The sequence below is a fragment of the Psychrobacter sp. ASPA161_6 genome (assembly GCF_051970285.1).
Lineage (GTDB): Bacteria > Pseudomonadota > Gammaproteobacteria > Pseudomonadales > Moraxellaceae > Psychrobacter > Psychrobacter glaciei.
Genome location: NZ_JBEFNJ010000006.1, coordinates 94,713 through 111,300 on the forward strand (window position 1 = coordinate 94,713; position 16,588 = coordinate 111,300).

Here is a 16,588-nt window from a genome sequence, read left to right on the forward strand (position 1 = left end):
CTGCTTCCGCAACGATTCCTATTGAGGTAATGAGATGGCAGACACTGGCTTCGATCTACTTATGCGCTTTTGTCTGATAGATTATTTATCTCCTTCTACCGCGGTACGTCATGGCGGTTCTTATACTTTATTTTAGACACTGTATTTTAAACACTATATTTTAGGCCTTATATTTTAGGCACTGTCATCATATTGACTATTGGTGAGCGTATTAGCGATACCAATCAATAAATTGATGGGCGTGCTGCTAGCTAATTATCGATTGGTAATGAAGCAACAGCATAATAAAAGTACGTTTAGTAGCACTGATTATAACGACCTGTAATAACGCGATCATTTTAACACTGAGTAATGATTACTTTTTTTGCCTTTAACTCTATGCAGTTTACTTATGACATCTTTTTTTGATAGCTTACGTGACGACTGGTTTTCCAATGTTCGCGGTGACGTTTTATCAGGGGTGGTGGTTGCACTGGCCTTGATTCCAGAAGCCATTGCTTTTTCTATTATCGCGGGCGTCGATCCAAAAGTTGGTTTGTATGCATCATTTTGCATCGCCGTCGTGATTAGTTTCGTCGGTGGTCGACCGGGTATGATTTCGGCAGCGACGGGGGCAATGGCGCTAGTGATGGTAGACTTGGTGGCTGATCATGGCTTGCAGTACTTGCTGGCTGCTACCTTACTGTGCGGGGCGATTCAGGTCGTCATGGGTATTCTTAAGCTTGGCAATCTGATGCGTTTTGTCTCGCGCTCGGTGGTCATTGGCTTTGTCAATGCGCTAGCGATTTTAATATTTATGGCTCAATTACCTGAGCTTAATCCTATGACTGAGAAGGTCGGGATGACCGTTTATATCATGACTGCCGCGGGCTTGGCGATTATTTATCTGTTTCCGCTTATTCCTAAAATTGGTCGAGTGATTCCTTCACCGCTGATTTGTATCGTTGGCTTGACCGCGGTAGCGATGTATATGAATCTCGATATTCGTAACGTCGGTAGCATGGGTGACTTGCCTGATTCTCTACCCGTATTTTTGCTGCCAGATATTCCATTAAATTTAACGACGCTCTTAATTATTGCGCCTTATTCTATCGCGCTGGCCATCGTTGGTTTGTTAGAATCTATGATGACAGCGACGATTGTGGATGAATTAACTGATACGCCGAGCGATAAAAACCGCGAGTGTCGTGGTCAAGGTATTGCCAACGTGGTATCAGGATTCTTTGGTGGTATGGCAGGTTGTGCGATGATTGGTCAGTCAATGATCAACGTCAAATCAGGCGGACGTACGCGTCTGTCTACCTTGATGGCAGGTGTGGTACTGCTCATTATGGTGGTGTTTTTGAGTGAATGGGTCAGTCTAATACCGATGGCAGCACTAGTGGCTGTGATGATTATGGTCTCTATTGGTACTTTTAATTGGCAATCTATTCGCGAGTTCAAGACCCATCCGATGTCATTTAACATTGTCATGCTAGCGACCGTTTTGACCACTATCTTTACGCATAATCTAGCATATGGCGTAGGTGTTGGTGTGCTGCTATCTGCGCTAGCGTTTGCTAATAAAATCGGGCAATTCTTAACGATATTTAGCGAGTATGACGACAGTAGTAACACTCGTTACTACTACGTCCAGGGCCAAGTGTTCTTTGCCTCAACGACGCAGTTCTTGCATAGTTTTGATACCAAAGAAGCCTTGGATAGCATTCATATCGATGTCAGCCAAGCGCATTTTTGGGACGTCAGTGCCGTAGATACCTTGGACAAGCTTGTCATGCGCTTGCAACGTGAAGGGATTGATGTCAAAGTGGTAGGACTCAACAGTGCAAGCCGTACGTTGATTGACCGTTTCTCTATCCATGATCGCCGAGACATTGGCTTGTTGGATTAAATGGTTAGATGACCAAGCACTATGCCTGCGTTATCGAACAGACGTTAATTCATGGTTGGTTGGTTTGTAGACAAACCATTATATTGGTATACCAGTTCAAGCTTTAGGGTCATCGCAGATGAGTTGGCCCGCTTGACGGTGTTTTTAATCATTAGATGATGTGGTGGCCTTATGAGTAATTTAAAGCCAGATAGCGTAATTGCCTGCTTAGACTGCCCTGATCACGTACAAGCCGTGCTAGAGGCGAGCATGTGGGCAGCACCTCGTTTACAAGCCCCTATCGGTCTGTTGCATTCAGTACCAAGCTTGCAACAAAAAGCAGTGGTCAATTATTCTGGTTGCCTCAATATCGATGACGAAAGTGCTTTATTAGATCAATTTACTACCAAAGAACATTTGAGTAATTGTGAACTAAAAGCGCAAGGCAAACTGTTACTCCATCAAGCCACAACTTATTGCGAGCAGCAGCGCCAAAAATTAAAGACGTATACGCTGCATCGTCATGAACATCTTAATCAAAGTATCGATTATGTCGACAATAAGGCACAATTGATTGTTATTGGTCATCATGTGACCTGCAAAGCGACGTTGAGTCAGCTTATTCGCCTAAGCCACTGCCCCATTTTGGTGACTCATGCACCATTTTTGACCCCTACAACTGCTTTATTTGCTTTTGACAACTGTGCAACTTCTCATAAACTGCTTAATTGGCTATGCAAAACGCCGCTTGTTCGCGCCCTAACCATTCATATTGTTATGGTCGGTAAAGACAACTCGGAAAACTGCGACGCACTACGTGAAGCTTATGCCCGTCTCAAGCAAGCTGGCATAAAATCCAAAAAGGCATTGCTAGACTGCCGCGATGTGACAGCAGCCTTAACCTACTATCAAAATGAGCACAATATTGGTCTGCTGATAACAGGCGCTTTTGGTCAGTCTCGTTTGCATGAATTTCTCAAAGGCAGCGACACCAAAAAACTACTAGGCAGTACCAAAACCCCATACCTACTCTTCCCTAAAGTATAACGCCAACGTTTAATTTGCGGGCAGAGTATTGTGCTCTGCCCCTCCTGTCTACTTTTACTCAGTACTCATTTGCTATACACTTTTATCAAATCATCACATGAAATAAAGTGATAGCCTCCCCAAGCGCTTTAAAAGTTGGTTATAATAAAGTTTTCGATACTCCAACGTTAAAGGTTGATCTACTCTGCTTGTATGGACAACAATGACGATTATCGTGCCCCTATAAGCCGTATTTTTTGTCAATACCATAAGCATTTTTGAACCAATTGGCTCAATCCTAGCTACCCCCTTGATTAGGTTTGGCACAGTTCTTGAATGACTTACGTTAAGAATGGCAGTCATACGATGAAGCACAATGTCTATATCAACCTGCGACATCACACATATAAGGAATTTTTTATGAAGCTAATCACTGCGATCTTAAAACCGTTTAAGCTCGATGATGTACGTGAAGCGCTTTCTGACATCGGTGTCAAAGGTGTTACCGTCACTGAAGTCAAAGGTTTCGGTCGCCAAAAAGGTCACACGGAGCTCTATCGCGGCGCAGAATACGTGGTGGACTTTTTACCTAAAGTAAAAGTTGAAGTGGCCGTTATCGATGAGATGGTTGAACCTGCTATCGAAGCCATCACTCGCATCGCTAGCACTGGAAAAATCGGTGACGGTAAAATATTTGTGACGGCTCTTGAGCAAGTCATTCGTATTCGTACGGGCGAGACAGGTCCTGACGCTATCTAACGCGTAGACTTACCTATAAACACAGATTTATAGGACATACCGATATCTATATTGCATATATTCAAGGGGGAATTAACATGCAAAATCAAATCTTTGAGCTCCAGTACGCACTTGATACGTTTTACTTTTTAATGTGTGGGGCGCTGGTCATGTGGATGGCAGCGGGCTTCACCATGTTAGAAGCAGGGCTGGTACGCTCAAAAAACACCGTCGAAATCCTAACAAAAAATATCGCACTATTTGCCACCGCTTGTACCATGTACATGATCTGCGGCTATGCCATTATGTATGATGGCAATCTATTCTTAAGCGGTATTGCAGGCGGTGAGGCTTTGGTAGCAGATGCTTTAGCAGCCTCAGCTGAAAATGGCTTTGGTGGTGATTCTGTTTATTCTGCAGCTTCTGACTTTTTCTTCCAAGTGGTATTCGTCGCAACCTGTATGTCAATCGTCTCAGGCGCTGTCGCTGAGCGTATGAAGCTGTGGGCTTTTCTCCTCTTCGCGGTAGTCATGACTGGTGTTATCTATCCTGTTGAAGGCAGCTGGACTTGGGGTGGCAAAGACGTCTTTGGCTTATTTAACTTAGGTGACTTAGGCTTTTCTGATTTTGCTGGTTCCGGTATCGTCCATATGGCAGGTGCTGCGGCTGCATTAGCAGGGGTATTATTGTTAGGAGCTCGTAAAGGTAAATATGGTCCTAATGGTGAAATACGTGCCATTCCTGGTGCCAATCTGCCATTAGCAGCACTTGGTACTCTCATATTGTGGATGGGTTGGTTCGGCTTTAACGGTGGTTCTGTCCTCAAGCTCGGTGATATCGCCAGTGCCAACTCTGTCGCGATGGTATTTTTGAATACCAATGCCGCAGCAGCAGGCGGTGCTATTGGTGCATTGTTAGTAGCGCGTCTTATCTTTGGTAAGGCTGATTTAACCATGCTCCTAAATGGTGCGCTAGCAGGTTTGGTTGCGATTACCGCAGAACCTTCTACTCCTTCTGCACTGCAGGCCACACTGTTTGGTCTGATAGCAGGTGTTATCGTTGTTTTATCCATTCTCGCTTTAGATAAAATAAAAATCGATGACCCAGTAGGTGCTATCTCGGTACATGGTGTAATTGGTCTCTTCGGTCTACTAATTGTTCCTATTACCAATCCAGCAGCATCGTTCGTAGGTCAAATTGCAGGCGCAGCGACCATCTTTATATGGGTATTTGTTGCCAGTCTAATCGTTTGGTCAATCATTAAAGTGGTGATGGGTCTACGTATCTCTGAAGAAGATGAATATGAAGGTGGTGATATCGCCGAATGCGGTATGGAAGCTTACCCAGAATTCGTAAGATAATCGGTGAGCATCTAGAAAAATACTGCAGTACAAAGAAATCCCGCACTACCTTTCGGTAATGCGGGATTTTTTTGTGCTTTATAAATGGGTTTTCTATTTATAAGTTAACTTTTTATAAAGCAAGTAATAACCTAGTTTGATTCACCCTAGCTTATTTCTTTTTCCACTCTTGACTGCGTGAGAATGGACCGATATAACCTTTTAGCTTCAATGTACTACCACTTAGTTGTGCAGTCATACGATAATCTTTACCTTTCTCAGGATCAGTAATCGTACCACCACTATATTTACCACCACCATCAGCTTTAAGATCTTTGATGATAGTCGTGCCAACGTGTTTCTTACCTTTGGCTGAATTAGTAGAAATCAGCGTACCTGTCAAAACACCATTTGATTCAGTGATTTTTACTGTGCCTTTTGGCTTACCTTCATCATAGGTCTGCCAAGTGGTATTGGCTAAAGGATCAGCGGCAAATGCCATGCTTGCTAAACTGATACCTGCAACTGCTAAAGTGGTTTTTGTAAATAATTTCATAGACTGACTCCCTTCATACAATGATTATTCGAAACGTTATGTTTCTACTCTCCTAGGCTTATCCTTCGCTAAAACTTCATTCCCAGCTGTGCGATTTCCTACTAGTTAGTAGTGGGTTAGCGCAACAATAAATAAGCTGTTCGTTAAAATCCTAAACGACATAAGCGATGTCTTGACCCATTATAAGCAATTTTAAGCTTTTGCCTAGTAATTTTTTTATAGTTTATTATTTCTATAAAATCAGAACTATATCAAACAGTTACAAGAAGGGATTGTCGATATTTTTATCCAGCTGGTCATCTTTTTCTTTTGACTTGTCATCATTATTATTGTATTCAGTGTTGTTTTCAAAAGCTTGTAAAATTTTACTTGTTAAGTCATGTAACTGTTGTGCTTGCTGATGCCCAGTGGCATCAAAGGTCAAATCAATGTCGCCATATATAATAATTTTATCTTGCTGGTTTTCGATTACGAGCTCACCAATTTGCATACTTTGATGATTATTGGCAAATGGGTCAATCATTTGAGTCTCCTTTCTATTAACAGCATCTTACGTGATTTTTCAATAGTTCGTACTTTCTGTCACATACAGACACTAGAATGTGTCCTCAATCCGCATAAAAGCGACTAAATAGGCTAATAGTAGAAGCATTACGCCTGCAATTGGGTGATTAGCCAGTCAAGAATCGCCCAGACAAAAAGCATCCAAGTAGGTTCTTCAACAGTCGCATCAGGCAAATCTGAACTCTCGCCAGCCTTTAATGGTAGCTCGAACGCTTGCGCTTTAGTCTTGGCATCCAGTACGGGTAATACATCGATGCCAATTTCGGTCGCCAATTCATCGACACTGATAATTTCTATACGCTCTGATTCATCATTTGGTGCGTAATAGACCCCTGCTTGATTAATCGCAGGAATATAAACTGCTTTAAAGAAATGACTGGGAACAAGCACTCGGTCAGCCAGTTGCTTGGTTTTTTTGCCGGTAAATGCGACCCCTGTAATGGTATAAACCTCTCCATATTGCTGGGTTAAGTAACGAGTGGCTGACTCGATGTTACGCCAAATATAGCGATTATTACGTGGCGATTGCGGAGCAATATTAGCCAAGCTAAAACTATCATACTGTTGACTGCGATTCGCCATATCAGCATTGGGCGCTAAGTGCCCGCGATCATAGCCTGAGCCTGAATAGTCAGACAATGAGGCACGTGCGGATGTGGGTAGTCGGCTTTCTTCATGAAAACTGTCTTCACGATCAATCTCTTTGGCTTGCTGTAAACGCTTGCGATCTAAATACTCTGCCGACCACAGCGGCGTACGTGATACTCCCGAATACATCACGGCAAAACCATCCATACATAGCGCTTGTGTCTTGTTACTGAGCTTAGGATTGGTAAATTCAGGATAGATACTGCCATAAAAGGACTGGCTACACTGGGTAAAGTCATCAGCATGCGCCGAGGTTATGCTTACTACCATCATCACAGTCATTATGATGCTGTTTTTGACACTGTATTTGATCCTGCCGACACTTATCATTCAACTTTCAACCATCTATGCTTATCATTACGTATACGCTATCGTAGCAGGCGTCTGTGAATAAAGAAAGATAAGGCGTAAGCCGTGACATTTTAAATGCTATCCGCTATACTAGGCGGTCTCAAATATACGGACAACTGATTATTTTTTATTTTAATCAATCAAAACTGTCCGCTATGTCAAAACGGTGAAGTGGGTGAGTGGCTGAAACCGCACGCCTGGAAAGTGTGTATGCGTTAATAGCGTATCGAGGGTTCGAATCCCTCCTTCACCGCCAATCTTATAAAATATTAGTTTTCCCACCTTTCCCTAATTCGACCCATATACCAATCAAACCCTTTATAAATAACGCGTCTAGCGTTTTTTTTATGCCTGCTATTTTCCCAATTCAACCCAACGTGACACACCTATCCCGTCGCTTGAGTTGGTCTATTCGTTGGTCTATTATTCATATACGCCGTAATTAGACCAACATTCGATCTAGATTTATATGCTGTAGACCAACATAACCCTCTTAACGCTTTAAGCATATAGCTCGTAGGTATAGGAATAGACCAACATGTTAAGTGATGCCAAAATTCGTAAGCTCAAACCAACTGATAATTGTACCCCTGCCCGTCCAGATAAATATAGCGATCAGCAAGGGCTACAGCTATTAGTACGTAGCTCAGGAACGAAGACTTGGATAAGCGCATATCGTTTTGATGGTAAGCAGCAGAAAACTACTTTAGGTGCATACCCACAGATAAGCTTAGCAGAAGCAAGAATAGCGAACTCTGATATCAAAGCTTTAGTAACTAGTGGGATCAATCCCAAGAATAAAAAACGTCAAGATAAGCTTGCAAATGAGCAAGCTAAAATGTTCAATGATTATGCGCTTGAATGGCTAGAGGAGCGTGAGCGCAACGTAAAGCCTCGCACCTACCAGCAAGACTACAACCGTATGCACAAAGACGTCATACCTAGCTTTAATGGTATAGCTTTGAGGGATGTGACCTTTGAAGACTGTAAATTCATGGCAGATCAGATAGAGAATAGGACAACCGATGAAGGCTCACCCCCAAGAGAAGTAACTAGACGTACGATTGACCTTATTACTAATATTCTTAGGAGAGCTAAGAGAGAGCGCTTAATCGATACGATTCATACGGAGGGCCTCAAAGAGCTTTATCCTAAAGCCAAAAGCCAGCACATGAAGCACGTTGACCTTAAAGAGCTACCCAAACTCCTGCAAGATATTGAGAGCTATCATGGTCACGATCAGACACGCCTAGCCATGAAGTTTCTAGCCTACTCTTTCTGTCGCACTATCGAGCTGCGTATGATGAAGTGGGAACACATCGACTTTCCCAACCGCCTATGGCGGGTCGATATTGATAACCTAAAAATCGCGCGTAAGCACGTCGTTCCCTTATCTGATCAAATGCTAGCAGTACTAGAGGAGATGAAAACAATTACGGGTCAATATGAATACGTGTTCTACAATACAGGCATGCACCAGCCTTATAGCGCAGAGTTCATTAATAATGCGCTAGACATAATTGGATATGCGGGTAAACAAACTGGGCATGGCTTCCGCCACATCGCCTCAACTAACTTAAACGAGCTTGGTTACATGGGTGATGCAATCGAAAAGCAGATGGCGCATGATAAAAAAAGCAGTATTCGCGCAGTTTATAACCACGCGCAGCACTTAGAAGAGCGTCGTAAGATTATGCAAGTTTGGGCAGACTTTTTAGACCTGCTCAGAGGTACAGGCGAGGTCGTAGACTTTCAGACAGCGCGGCTGCAAATTGAACAGTCCCTGAAAAGTAAGCAGCCTAACTTATTACAAAACGCTGATAAGCAGGATCTGATTAAAGCATTGTTAGATCAAGGAATCACAGCAGATGAGCTACAAGGATATATTAATAAGCGTTAGTATAACTCCTTGCCATCAACATCGACGTAATCTAGGTCATAAAAGCGATTAATTAATATATCAAGCATGGCTGTCTCTGACAGCCCTTGTACTTGCGCCATTTTCTCTAATTTAGCTTTGGTTTTTTTTGTCAGTGGTAAGTGATACGCTTTTTTTGTTTTACCAGCGCTTCGGTATTTTTGCTGGCTCCAAGCTCGTTTCATTTTATCAATAATTATTTCTTTACGATCGCTTGATCTGTAATTAATATAATTATCATTCATAATCTCAGATACTGGATGATCTATAAGATCCAAAGAAGCCAAAATATGGCTCCTCGTTTCCTTTGGACATTTATCATTTCTTACTGAGTTATTATAAATACTAGCCTTTTTTAAATACTCTTTAGTCCATTCTATATGTAATATATCGGTTTCAGCTAGCCATTTAGAATAGCTTTCACTCTTAATAATAAAATACCATCTTTTCTGTATATCACTTAGTAAAAATATTTTAGACTCCAAATTATTAGTATTATCTTTTCTATCAAAAAACCTGTAAACATCCTCTATTAAATTATTATTATTTATGTCAAAATAAATATAACTCTTTTCTTTATATAAGATATTCAAAATGAAAATCTGGCCTCTTAAATTGTCGATAAGCCATTCAAAATTCTGTTCAGGCACAAGCTTATAAGTCATTTCCGAATAAGCATCAGACACGTAGTCTTTAAAATTTTCATGTCTAGATAGTTGGTTTACTAATTCTTCATGACGGTCACTTGATCCATTGCTTAAAAAGCTAACATTCACTTTAGAAGCTAGATATGTTTGTATCCATTTAACTTGTCTTTCTGTTAAAGACCTAATGTGTTTATCAAAATAACTTTTATTGTTATATCTCACTTGAGAGTTTTCATTATTAAATTGTAATGACATACAAGGCTCTTTATGTTGTTAAATGGTAATATCACGAGTGATATTTTAGTATTATGGTTCTAGAATTTTAATAGAAATTATATAATAAAAAAGTAATATTTACCCGTTATCTTTATAATATTTTTATAGCGTTAACGGCCATTCGAACCTTATAAACTGAAGGATTTTCACTATATTAGAAGCTTAAATGTATGATGCTATTTCTCAGGTAACTATCCTCGATAATATTTTTAGAGAAATAAGGGTTTTCCTCTAACAAATTATATAAGGTTTCAAGATAGCCTTTAAATAACAAAGTATTAAGCAAGTTGTATTAGGTTGGTATTACAATATCAATATATATCAGTATCTTTTAACTGGTCATTGTTTAGCTAAGAGCTACTCTCTTAGCTACTGGCATTATAATAATACAATTTACTAAAACCCTATGAACCACTAACTTCATAGGAGTACTACAATGTTATACCCCTTTACTGATCAATCTAGACTTACCAGTGATGTCGATAAACTCGTTAAAAATGTATTATTCAAAAATCTTAGAGGTAAACGTTTTCAAGATCAATTGAACAAACTATATCGTCCGTTCATGTCCATGTATTACTCACAAGGTTATGTAAATTACTCTCAGTCTATTAATGCGCTTATGGATAGTGCTATTATTTTTATTGGTGCTGTACATCCTTGTGATGTTATTTGGGATTATGAGATGACACAAAAGCTCATTACAGAGCTTTTGAGCTATGAAGATCAGATTAGGAGAGAGCGTTATGATTGGATTTATCAAGAAAAGCAGAATAAAGAAAGCTTAGGTCTTTACTTTAAAAATCTGATTGAAAACAGATCGAGAGTATTGGTTATCTTTATTGAACTGAAATATTTAAAAGACCAACGCCAAAACTTGAGTATTTTCGATTTTTATAATCATATGAAAAAACTCAGAAAACTCATTAGTAAGAGAAGTTCTTGTTTTGAGCACCTAACTGGTTATGCATGGGCATTAGAGCAAGGTTATAAAAATGGTGGCTTTCATTGCCACCTGATTTTAACTTATGATAATTCACAAACATATTCTGACTGGCATAAAGCTAAAACAATAGGTGAGAAGTGGCAAGAGGTAACAGATGGCGTCGGTACTTATCATAGTTCTCACGACGCTGAGACCAAGCGTAAATTTGGAATAGATGGAAAGCTAGGTATTGGCAGAATACGCCGTGATAACCCTCAGGAGGTTGAGAACGCTTTTACTGTGGCAGGGTATTTGACAAAGTCTGACAAATACGATCAAAAACTCAAAGTATGGCTGCCTAAAATGCAAACGTTTGGACATGGTGAATTTAAAGAAAAGTAAAAAACAGAGCCTTGCCCAAATAACAAAATATTTTTAGATATATACTATCCCTATGAGATAAGACAGGAAGCCTAGCTACCTGTCTATTAACCCCAATCTATCCTAATCAAAGGTCTGCTTAATCGCAGGCCTTTTTTATGCGCAATCGAAAAAGGAGCAATTTATGAGACCGATCTGCCCACACTGTCATTCAGCGAACGTAAAAAGCAATACGGATACTGACAGCCCCTTTAATATCTTCGAGCAACTGTGCTCACAATCTGCCCTATCAGGTCTTGGTGTAAGCATCTGTAGGTATTACAAAATCAATTCAGCAATTGGTGTGGTGGTAGGCACGGCGCTTGCTTCTGCAATCAGCTTGGCTAAAGACAAGCTACAGCAGCCACCCTTACTCGTTTTGGCAGCAAAGCCTAGTTATACCTGCAATACCTGCTCAAGAACTTTCAGCATTTAACCTGTCTATATAACCCATAATTCAAATCTAAAAGGACAATTACCATGGCACATTTAATCGAATCAATGGCATACGTTGGCGAAACCCCTTGGCATGGCTTGGGTAATGAGCTTGCTCCCAAGCAGCCTATCGAGATCTGGGCAAAGCAAGCGGGTATGGACTGGCGTATAGAATCCTCAGACGTCAGTTATATGGCAAACAATGACAAAGGTCACAATCTGATTTTGCCCTTTGCTGAGCAAAAAGTTTTATACCGCTCCGATAACTTCGAGCCGCTATCGGTGGTCAGCCAACGCTATCAAGAAGTACAGCCGCGTGAGATTCTAGAATTCTATCGTGATCTTACCGAGCAATCTGACTTTGAGCTAGAAACGGCTGGCGTACTTAAAGGAGGTCGTAAGCTATGGGCATTGGCTCGTACAGGGCAGTCAGCAACGCTTAAGGGTAAAGATGTTAGTAATGGCTACTTACTGCTTGCAACCGCTTGTGATGGCACACTAGCGACCACAGCACAGTTCACATCCATCCGTGTGGTCTGTAATAACACGCTGGCTATTAGCTTAGCGAATGGTTCAGGAGGCATAGTGAAAGTACCGCATAGCACCTCGTTTGATGCCGAAAAGGTCAAGCAGCAACTAGGCGTGTCAGTCAAACAGTGGGATGAGCACAGCTATGAGATGAAGCAATTATCTGAGCGCCGGGTTACCCAAGCAGAAGCCGCCAATTATCTTAGCCGTGTGTTCAATGATCAGGACAATGACATCATTCTGTTTAATAGTGCTAAGAAAGAGAAAGACGCCGTGCCCAATGCCAAGGCGATGAATCAGGTGATGAACATGTTTAACGGTCAAGGTCGTGGAGCCGATCTTGATGCTGCTAAAGATACCGCTTATGGCTTGCTATGTAGTATCACTGAATACGTCGATCACGAACGCAGAGCAATGTCGAGAGACCATCGATTAGACGGTGCTTGGTTTGGCTCTGGCGCTAAGCTTAAACAAAAGGGTTTAGAAGAATCGCTACTGATGCTGGCTTAACTAGCCACATTTAAAACCTGACAATACAATCAACCACGCCTTCGAGCGTGGTTTTTTATGCCGCTTATTTCATTAATACCAATAAACCATTTATCAAAGGAGTTCGTTATGAACATGATTGCACTAAACAGCACGACTCAGCCAAGACAAGCGAAGCGTGCAACCATTAGACTCAAACCAGCAGTAGTGAAAGCCAAGCAAAGCGTTACCGCTGATAAACCTACCCAACTGAACACATCAATGACTGCCAAGCGTTTAATTAATACTAAGGATTTAAGCCGTGAGGACTGGCTACAATTTCGCAAGCAAGGTATTGGCAGCTCTGATGCTGCGGCTGCCTGTGGTATTCATCCGTATCTATCTATGCTTGAGCTATGGATGATTAAGACCGGACGCATGAGCTCAGATATCGATGAAAGTATTGAGGGTTATTCACCCCTCTATTGGGGCAATACCTTAGAGCCGATGGTCGCTAAATACTATCAAGAACATACAGGCAATAAGGTAAGGCGCGTGAACGCTATCTTGCAACATCCTGAGCAGCCATTCATGCTAGCAAACTTAGACTATGCCATTACTGGCAGTGATGAAGTACAGATATTAGAGTGTAAAACCGCAGGAGAACATGGCGCTAAGCTGTGGAAGCATGGTGTGCCCTTGTATGTTACTTGCCAAGTGCAACACCAGCTGGCGGTCACTGGTAAAACTGCGGCGCATATCTGTGTGCTACTTTGTGGACACGAGGCTAAGATTTATAAGGTTGAGCGTGATGAGCGCTTGATTGAGTCCATCATGGAGCATGAGCGATTATTCTGGCAGTACGTAGAGACAGACACGCCGCCAACGCCTGATCATTCAGAATCCGCAGCTCGAGCATTAAAGCTGCTTTATCCAACGCCTAAGCCCTCAAGCAAGGTTGATCTACGAGATGACGATGGTGCCAATAAGTTATTTGAGCAACTGCTGAGTTATCGTGACTATATGCAGGAGTTAGAGCAGCGCCATGATCAGGTTAAGCACCAGCTGCAAACACTGATTGCCGATAATGAAGTCGCTGTGTTTGAAAAAGGCGCAATCTCTTGGAAACGCTCGAAAGATAGTATCGGTCTTGATAGCAAGGCCGTTATCAAAGCGCATCCTGAGCTATTAGCGAAATTTAGTAGAACCAAACACGGTAGTCGCCGCTTCGTTATCTTAAACGACTAAGCCGAAACCTACTACACTTAACCAAACAAGTGCATAACTGCCCACCATAATCGGTGGGCTTTTTTTATGGCTAAACACATTTTATTAAAACTATAAGGAATATCATCATGATTAAAGGTCTAACCATAACCCCGCCTGTTTTAGGTCGTATCAGCATCGGACGTGTCATCCAAAAGGATGGTAAGCGTTTACCTGCCAAAGACGATCAATTCACCATTACCAGCCAAGTTCAAAATAAGGACGGTTGGATCAATCATCCACTCGATGAAAAGCTGCGCGCAAATAATGCCGGTAAGCTGAGACAAATACCCGTGCGTATGCTGTTTAACGATCCTGAGCTTAATTTGCGAGCAGAATATACCTTGTTTGATCGTCAAACTGGACGCCCGCTATGCGTGGGTGACGGCGAGCAGTGCCAACGCCGTACAAACAATGGCGTAGAAACATTGCCTTGCCCATCACCTGATCGTTGCCCATTAGCGCAAGGCGGTGCTTGTAAACCATATGGTCGCTTGTACGTTAATCTCAGTGAAGACGACGAGTTAGGTACGTTTATCTTTCGCACCACAGGCTTTAATAGTATTCGTACATTAGCCGCACGACTGAGCTACTTTGCTGCTGTGTCAGGCAATAAGCTGTCGTGCTTGCCGTTGCAACTCACCTTAAGGGGTAAAAGCACCACGCAAAGCTATCGGACACCGATTTACTTTGTTGATTTAACGCTACGTGATGATGTGACAATAAAACAAGCGGTGCAAGATGCACAGGCAATAGATACGGAGCTTAGCGAACACGGATTTGATCAAGCAGCGCTAGAACAGGCTGCAAAACAGGGTTACGTCAATTCATCCTTTGAAATTGATAACGATGGCTTACTTGATTTGGCTGAAGAATTTTATCCCATGCAGACAGATGACGTAAGCAATAGCCAACAGGGGAGTTATCAGAACGGGTTAGCCACTCATAACGTGACTAGCATCGAGCAAGGGCTGCGGCAAAGTGTAACGGTAGTAAGCTAAAGCAATCAAGTGAGGTATACGGCATAAGAAGGAGCTGATTAATCAGCTCCTTCTTTTATTGCTTCAATGAAGCCAAACCGTTGGACGGAATGGGATGCCGTAAAAAAATATAGGACTCTGTAACTGTATGAGAGAAAACGCTCTCGTTCACTCATAAGGAGCAATCATGGAAAACTTGAATATTAATGACCAAAACAACACCGCTAATCTCAGTGCATTATGCTTACCACGAATGTTGCCATTAAAAGAAGTAACGTACCATACAGGACTTAGCAGTACTACCATTTACGATATGCTAGACAAGAAATCTAAACGCTACGATCCTACTTTCCCTATTCAAGTAAAGCTGTCAAAAGGTCGTGTAGCATGGGTTGAGGGTGAAATTGCAGAATGGTTGAATGATAAGATAGCTGCTAGAGCTCACTAGGTCGAAATGAAAAAAGCCACTCAAAGTGGCTTTTTTCATTGCTAATAATCTTTTCTACCAAGTAAACTGTTTAGTAGCAAGAATCTCGTTAGTATCCTTGTCAAAATAGGTAATATCTGCAAGTACTGGTTCAAATAAAACATCACTCTCACCCATTTTTATAGGTAAATTATAGTACACGAATCCTTTAGATGCTAACCTTTCGCCCACTATAGCTTCTTCTATTTTCCTTGCTTGAGCTTCATCATCTACAGATAAGCCACACTCTACATTCATATAAACCTTACTACCTTCTCCATAGCCAGGATCATAAACCTGCTGAGTAACTTCTTTTGGAGCCATATCAGACCACGATGGATAACCACCACTCCGTGCTAGCTTCTGCTCTTCTTCCCAATTCATAAAAAAGCCCTGACTTTCCCCAGACTTTAAACATACCACAAGAGGGAAAAAACCTTTTTCAAAGTCATATTGGCGAAGCCCAAAAGTACCTGCTTGTATAAATATATCTCTTGACTCATTGTAATCATCATTAAAAGCAATTTCTGAGAAATCAATATATCTGATAGGAACTTTCACCCGATAACCATTCTGATATCTTTTCTTGTACTTATCAATCTCAATGTTGATTTGAGATAGTAAAGAATTAGCTAAATCCCGTTGTTTGAAGCCATCCTCTTCATATTCTTGTTCTCCAAAGTAAGTATGAGCCATACGCGCTACCTTTTCTTCATCAGACAAGCTATCAGCAACCTGTACAGTCCAAATACCATTCATAAAATCGAGAGCCTCAACTTCATTAATGTCTACATAATCACTCAGTTCATATACAGGCTCTTCAATCTGTTCTTGCTCATTATCAGGTAATGATGATGTTAATTCTTCATCATCGACTTCGATAGCCGTTATAGGATCAATTTCATCATCTAAACTGGTATCGTAGTTCTTAGGAGAATAATTTACATTACCAGCCCATGTCCCTATAAATAAGAGAAGTATCCAAGCAAAAACCATTCCTAGATAGAACTTCATACGTGAGTATTTACCATTTGCATTTTTTTTAGTACGTATGTATAGCTTTTGAGGTCTAAATAGAGAATACAAAAACATTATTGGAATTATGACAAATACAGCAAGGTAACTCACAAGCGTAATGATGGTCAGCATTATTTAAGCATCCATGG

Annotated in this window: 16 protein-coding genes and 1 tRNA gene; 12 read left to right on the forward strand and 5 right to left on the reverse strand. The window is 41.3% G+C overall.

Features of this window, described 5'->3' with window-relative positions; translation table 11 throughout:
* Positions 1-391: 391 nt before the first annotated feature.
* The 4 genes from ACTQ9T_RS13905 to ACTQ9T_RS13920 all read left to right on the forward strand — a co-directional run bounded on the left by ACTQ9T_RS13905 (position 392) and on the right by ACTQ9T_RS13920 (position 4,995).
* Positions 392-1,891, forward strand: a complete 1,500-nt coding sequence (locus tag ACTQ9T_RS13905) for a SulP family inorganic anion transporter (RefSeq protein ID WP_189585982.1) — start codon at positions 392-394, stop codon at positions 1,889-1,891.
* Between the two features lie 171 nt (positions 1,892-2,062).
* On the forward strand, positions 2,063-2,917 hold the full coding sequence (locus tag ACTQ9T_RS13910; RefSeq protein WP_440465420.1) for a universal stress protein: 855 nt from the start codon (positions 2,063-2,065) through the stop codon (positions 2,915-2,917).
* 399 nt (positions 2,918-3,316) lie between these two features.
* Entirely contained in the window at positions 3,317-3,655 is a 339-nt protein-coding gene (locus ACTQ9T_RS13915; RefSeq protein ID WP_010197981.1) for a P-II family nitrogen regulator, read from the forward strand.
* Between the two features lie 77 nt (positions 3,656-3,732).
* Complete coding sequence (locus tag ACTQ9T_RS13920; RefSeq protein ID WP_010197982.1) at positions 3,733-4,995, forward strand: ammonium transporter; 1,263 nt, start codon at positions 3,733-3,735, stop codon at positions 4,993-4,995.
* Positions 4,996-5,146: 151 nt separating this feature from the next.
* Here ACTQ9T_RS13920 and ACTQ9T_RS13925 read toward each other — a convergent pair whose 3' ends face one another.
* The 3 genes from ACTQ9T_RS13925 to ACTQ9T_RS13935 all read right to left on the reverse strand — a co-directional run bounded on the left by ACTQ9T_RS13925 (position 5,147) and on the right by ACTQ9T_RS13935 (position 7,012).
* On the reverse strand, positions 5,147-5,530 hold the full coding sequence (locus ACTQ9T_RS13925) for a DUF2147 domain-containing protein (RefSeq protein WP_010197983.1): 384 nt from the start codon (positions 5,528-5,530) through the stop codon (positions 5,147-5,149).
* A gap of 259 nt (positions 5,531-5,789) precedes the next feature.
* Positions 5,790-6,053, reverse strand: a complete 264-nt coding sequence (locus ACTQ9T_RS13930; RefSeq protein ID WP_189585972.1) for a hypothetical protein — start codon at positions 6,051-6,053, stop codon at positions 5,790-5,792.
* A gap of 128 nt (positions 6,054-6,181) precedes the next feature.
* Positions 6,182-7,012, reverse strand: coding sequence for a DNA/RNA non-specific endonuclease (locus ACTQ9T_RS13935; protein WP_440465421.1), 831 nt, complete (start codon positions 7,010-7,012; stop codon positions 6,182-6,184).
* Positions 7,013-7,258: 246 nt separating this feature from the next.
* Between ACTQ9T_RS13935 and ACTQ9T_RS13940 the strand changes: the two genes are divergently transcribed.
* Positions 7,259-7,349: transfer RNA gene (locus ACTQ9T_RS13940), tRNA-Ser, on the forward strand.
* 282 nt (positions 7,350-7,631) lie between these two features.
* Positions 7,632-8,993, forward strand: a complete 1,362-nt coding sequence (locus ACTQ9T_RS13945) for a tyrosine-type recombinase/integrase (RefSeq protein WP_201605865.1) — start codon at positions 7,632-7,634, stop codon at positions 8,991-8,993.
* Here ACTQ9T_RS13945 and ACTQ9T_RS13950 read toward each other — a convergent pair.
* Entirely contained in the window at positions 8,990-9,913 is a 924-nt protein-coding gene (locus tag ACTQ9T_RS13950; protein WP_440465422.1) for a hypothetical protein, read from the reverse strand. The two genes, ACTQ9T_RS13945 and ACTQ9T_RS13950, sit on opposite strands and share 4 nt — an antisense overlap.
* Before the next feature lie 457 nt (positions 9,914-10,370).
* Here ACTQ9T_RS13950 and ACTQ9T_RS13955 point away from each other — a divergent pair, with 457 nt between their 5' ends.
* From ACTQ9T_RS13955 to ACTQ9T_RS13980, 6 genes are all read left to right on the forward strand, one after another.
* A complete protein-coding gene (locus tag ACTQ9T_RS13955; protein WP_440465423.1) occupies positions 10,371-11,261 on the forward strand; it encodes a YagK/YfjJ domain-containing protein in 891 nt (296 codons plus the stop codon).
* Positions 11,262-11,424: 163 nt separating this feature from the next.
* Positions 11,425-11,715: a hypothetical protein gene (locus tag ACTQ9T_RS13960; protein WP_025651461.1), complete on the forward strand. Its 291-nt coding sequence runs from the start codon at positions 11,425-11,427 to the stop codon at positions 11,713-11,715.
* 44 nt (positions 11,716-11,759) lie between these two features.
* Positions 11,760-12,752, forward strand: a complete 993-nt coding sequence (locus ACTQ9T_RS13965) for a DUF932 domain-containing protein (protein WP_440465424.1) — start codon at positions 11,760-11,762, stop codon at positions 12,750-12,752.
* A gap of 108 nt (positions 12,753-12,860) precedes the next feature.
* On the forward strand, positions 12,861-13,958 hold the full coding sequence (locus ACTQ9T_RS13970) for a YqaJ viral recombinase family protein (RefSeq protein ID WP_440465425.1): 1,098 nt from the start codon (positions 12,861-12,863) through the stop codon (positions 13,956-13,958).
* Positions 13,959-14,065: 107 nt separating this feature from the next.
* Positions 14,066-14,977, forward strand: a complete 912-nt coding sequence (locus ACTQ9T_RS13975; protein ID WP_440465426.1) for a recombination directionality factor — start codon at positions 14,066-14,068, stop codon at positions 14,975-14,977.
* Between the two features lie 166 nt (positions 14,978-15,143).
* The gene (locus ACTQ9T_RS13980) at positions 15,144-15,404 is read left to right on the forward strand and encodes a helix-turn-helix transcriptional regulator (protein WP_440465427.1); all 261 of its coding nucleotides are present in this window, start codon (positions 15,144-15,146) and stop codon (positions 15,402-15,404) included.
* Between the two features lie 54 nt (positions 15,405-15,458).
* Here ACTQ9T_RS13980 and ACTQ9T_RS13985 read toward each other — a convergent pair whose 3' ends face one another.
* Positions 15,459-16,571, reverse strand: a complete 1,113-nt coding sequence (locus ACTQ9T_RS13985) for a hypothetical protein (RefSeq protein ID WP_440465428.1) — start codon at positions 16,569-16,571, stop codon at positions 15,459-15,461.
* Positions 16,572-16,588 lie beyond the last annotated feature (17 nt).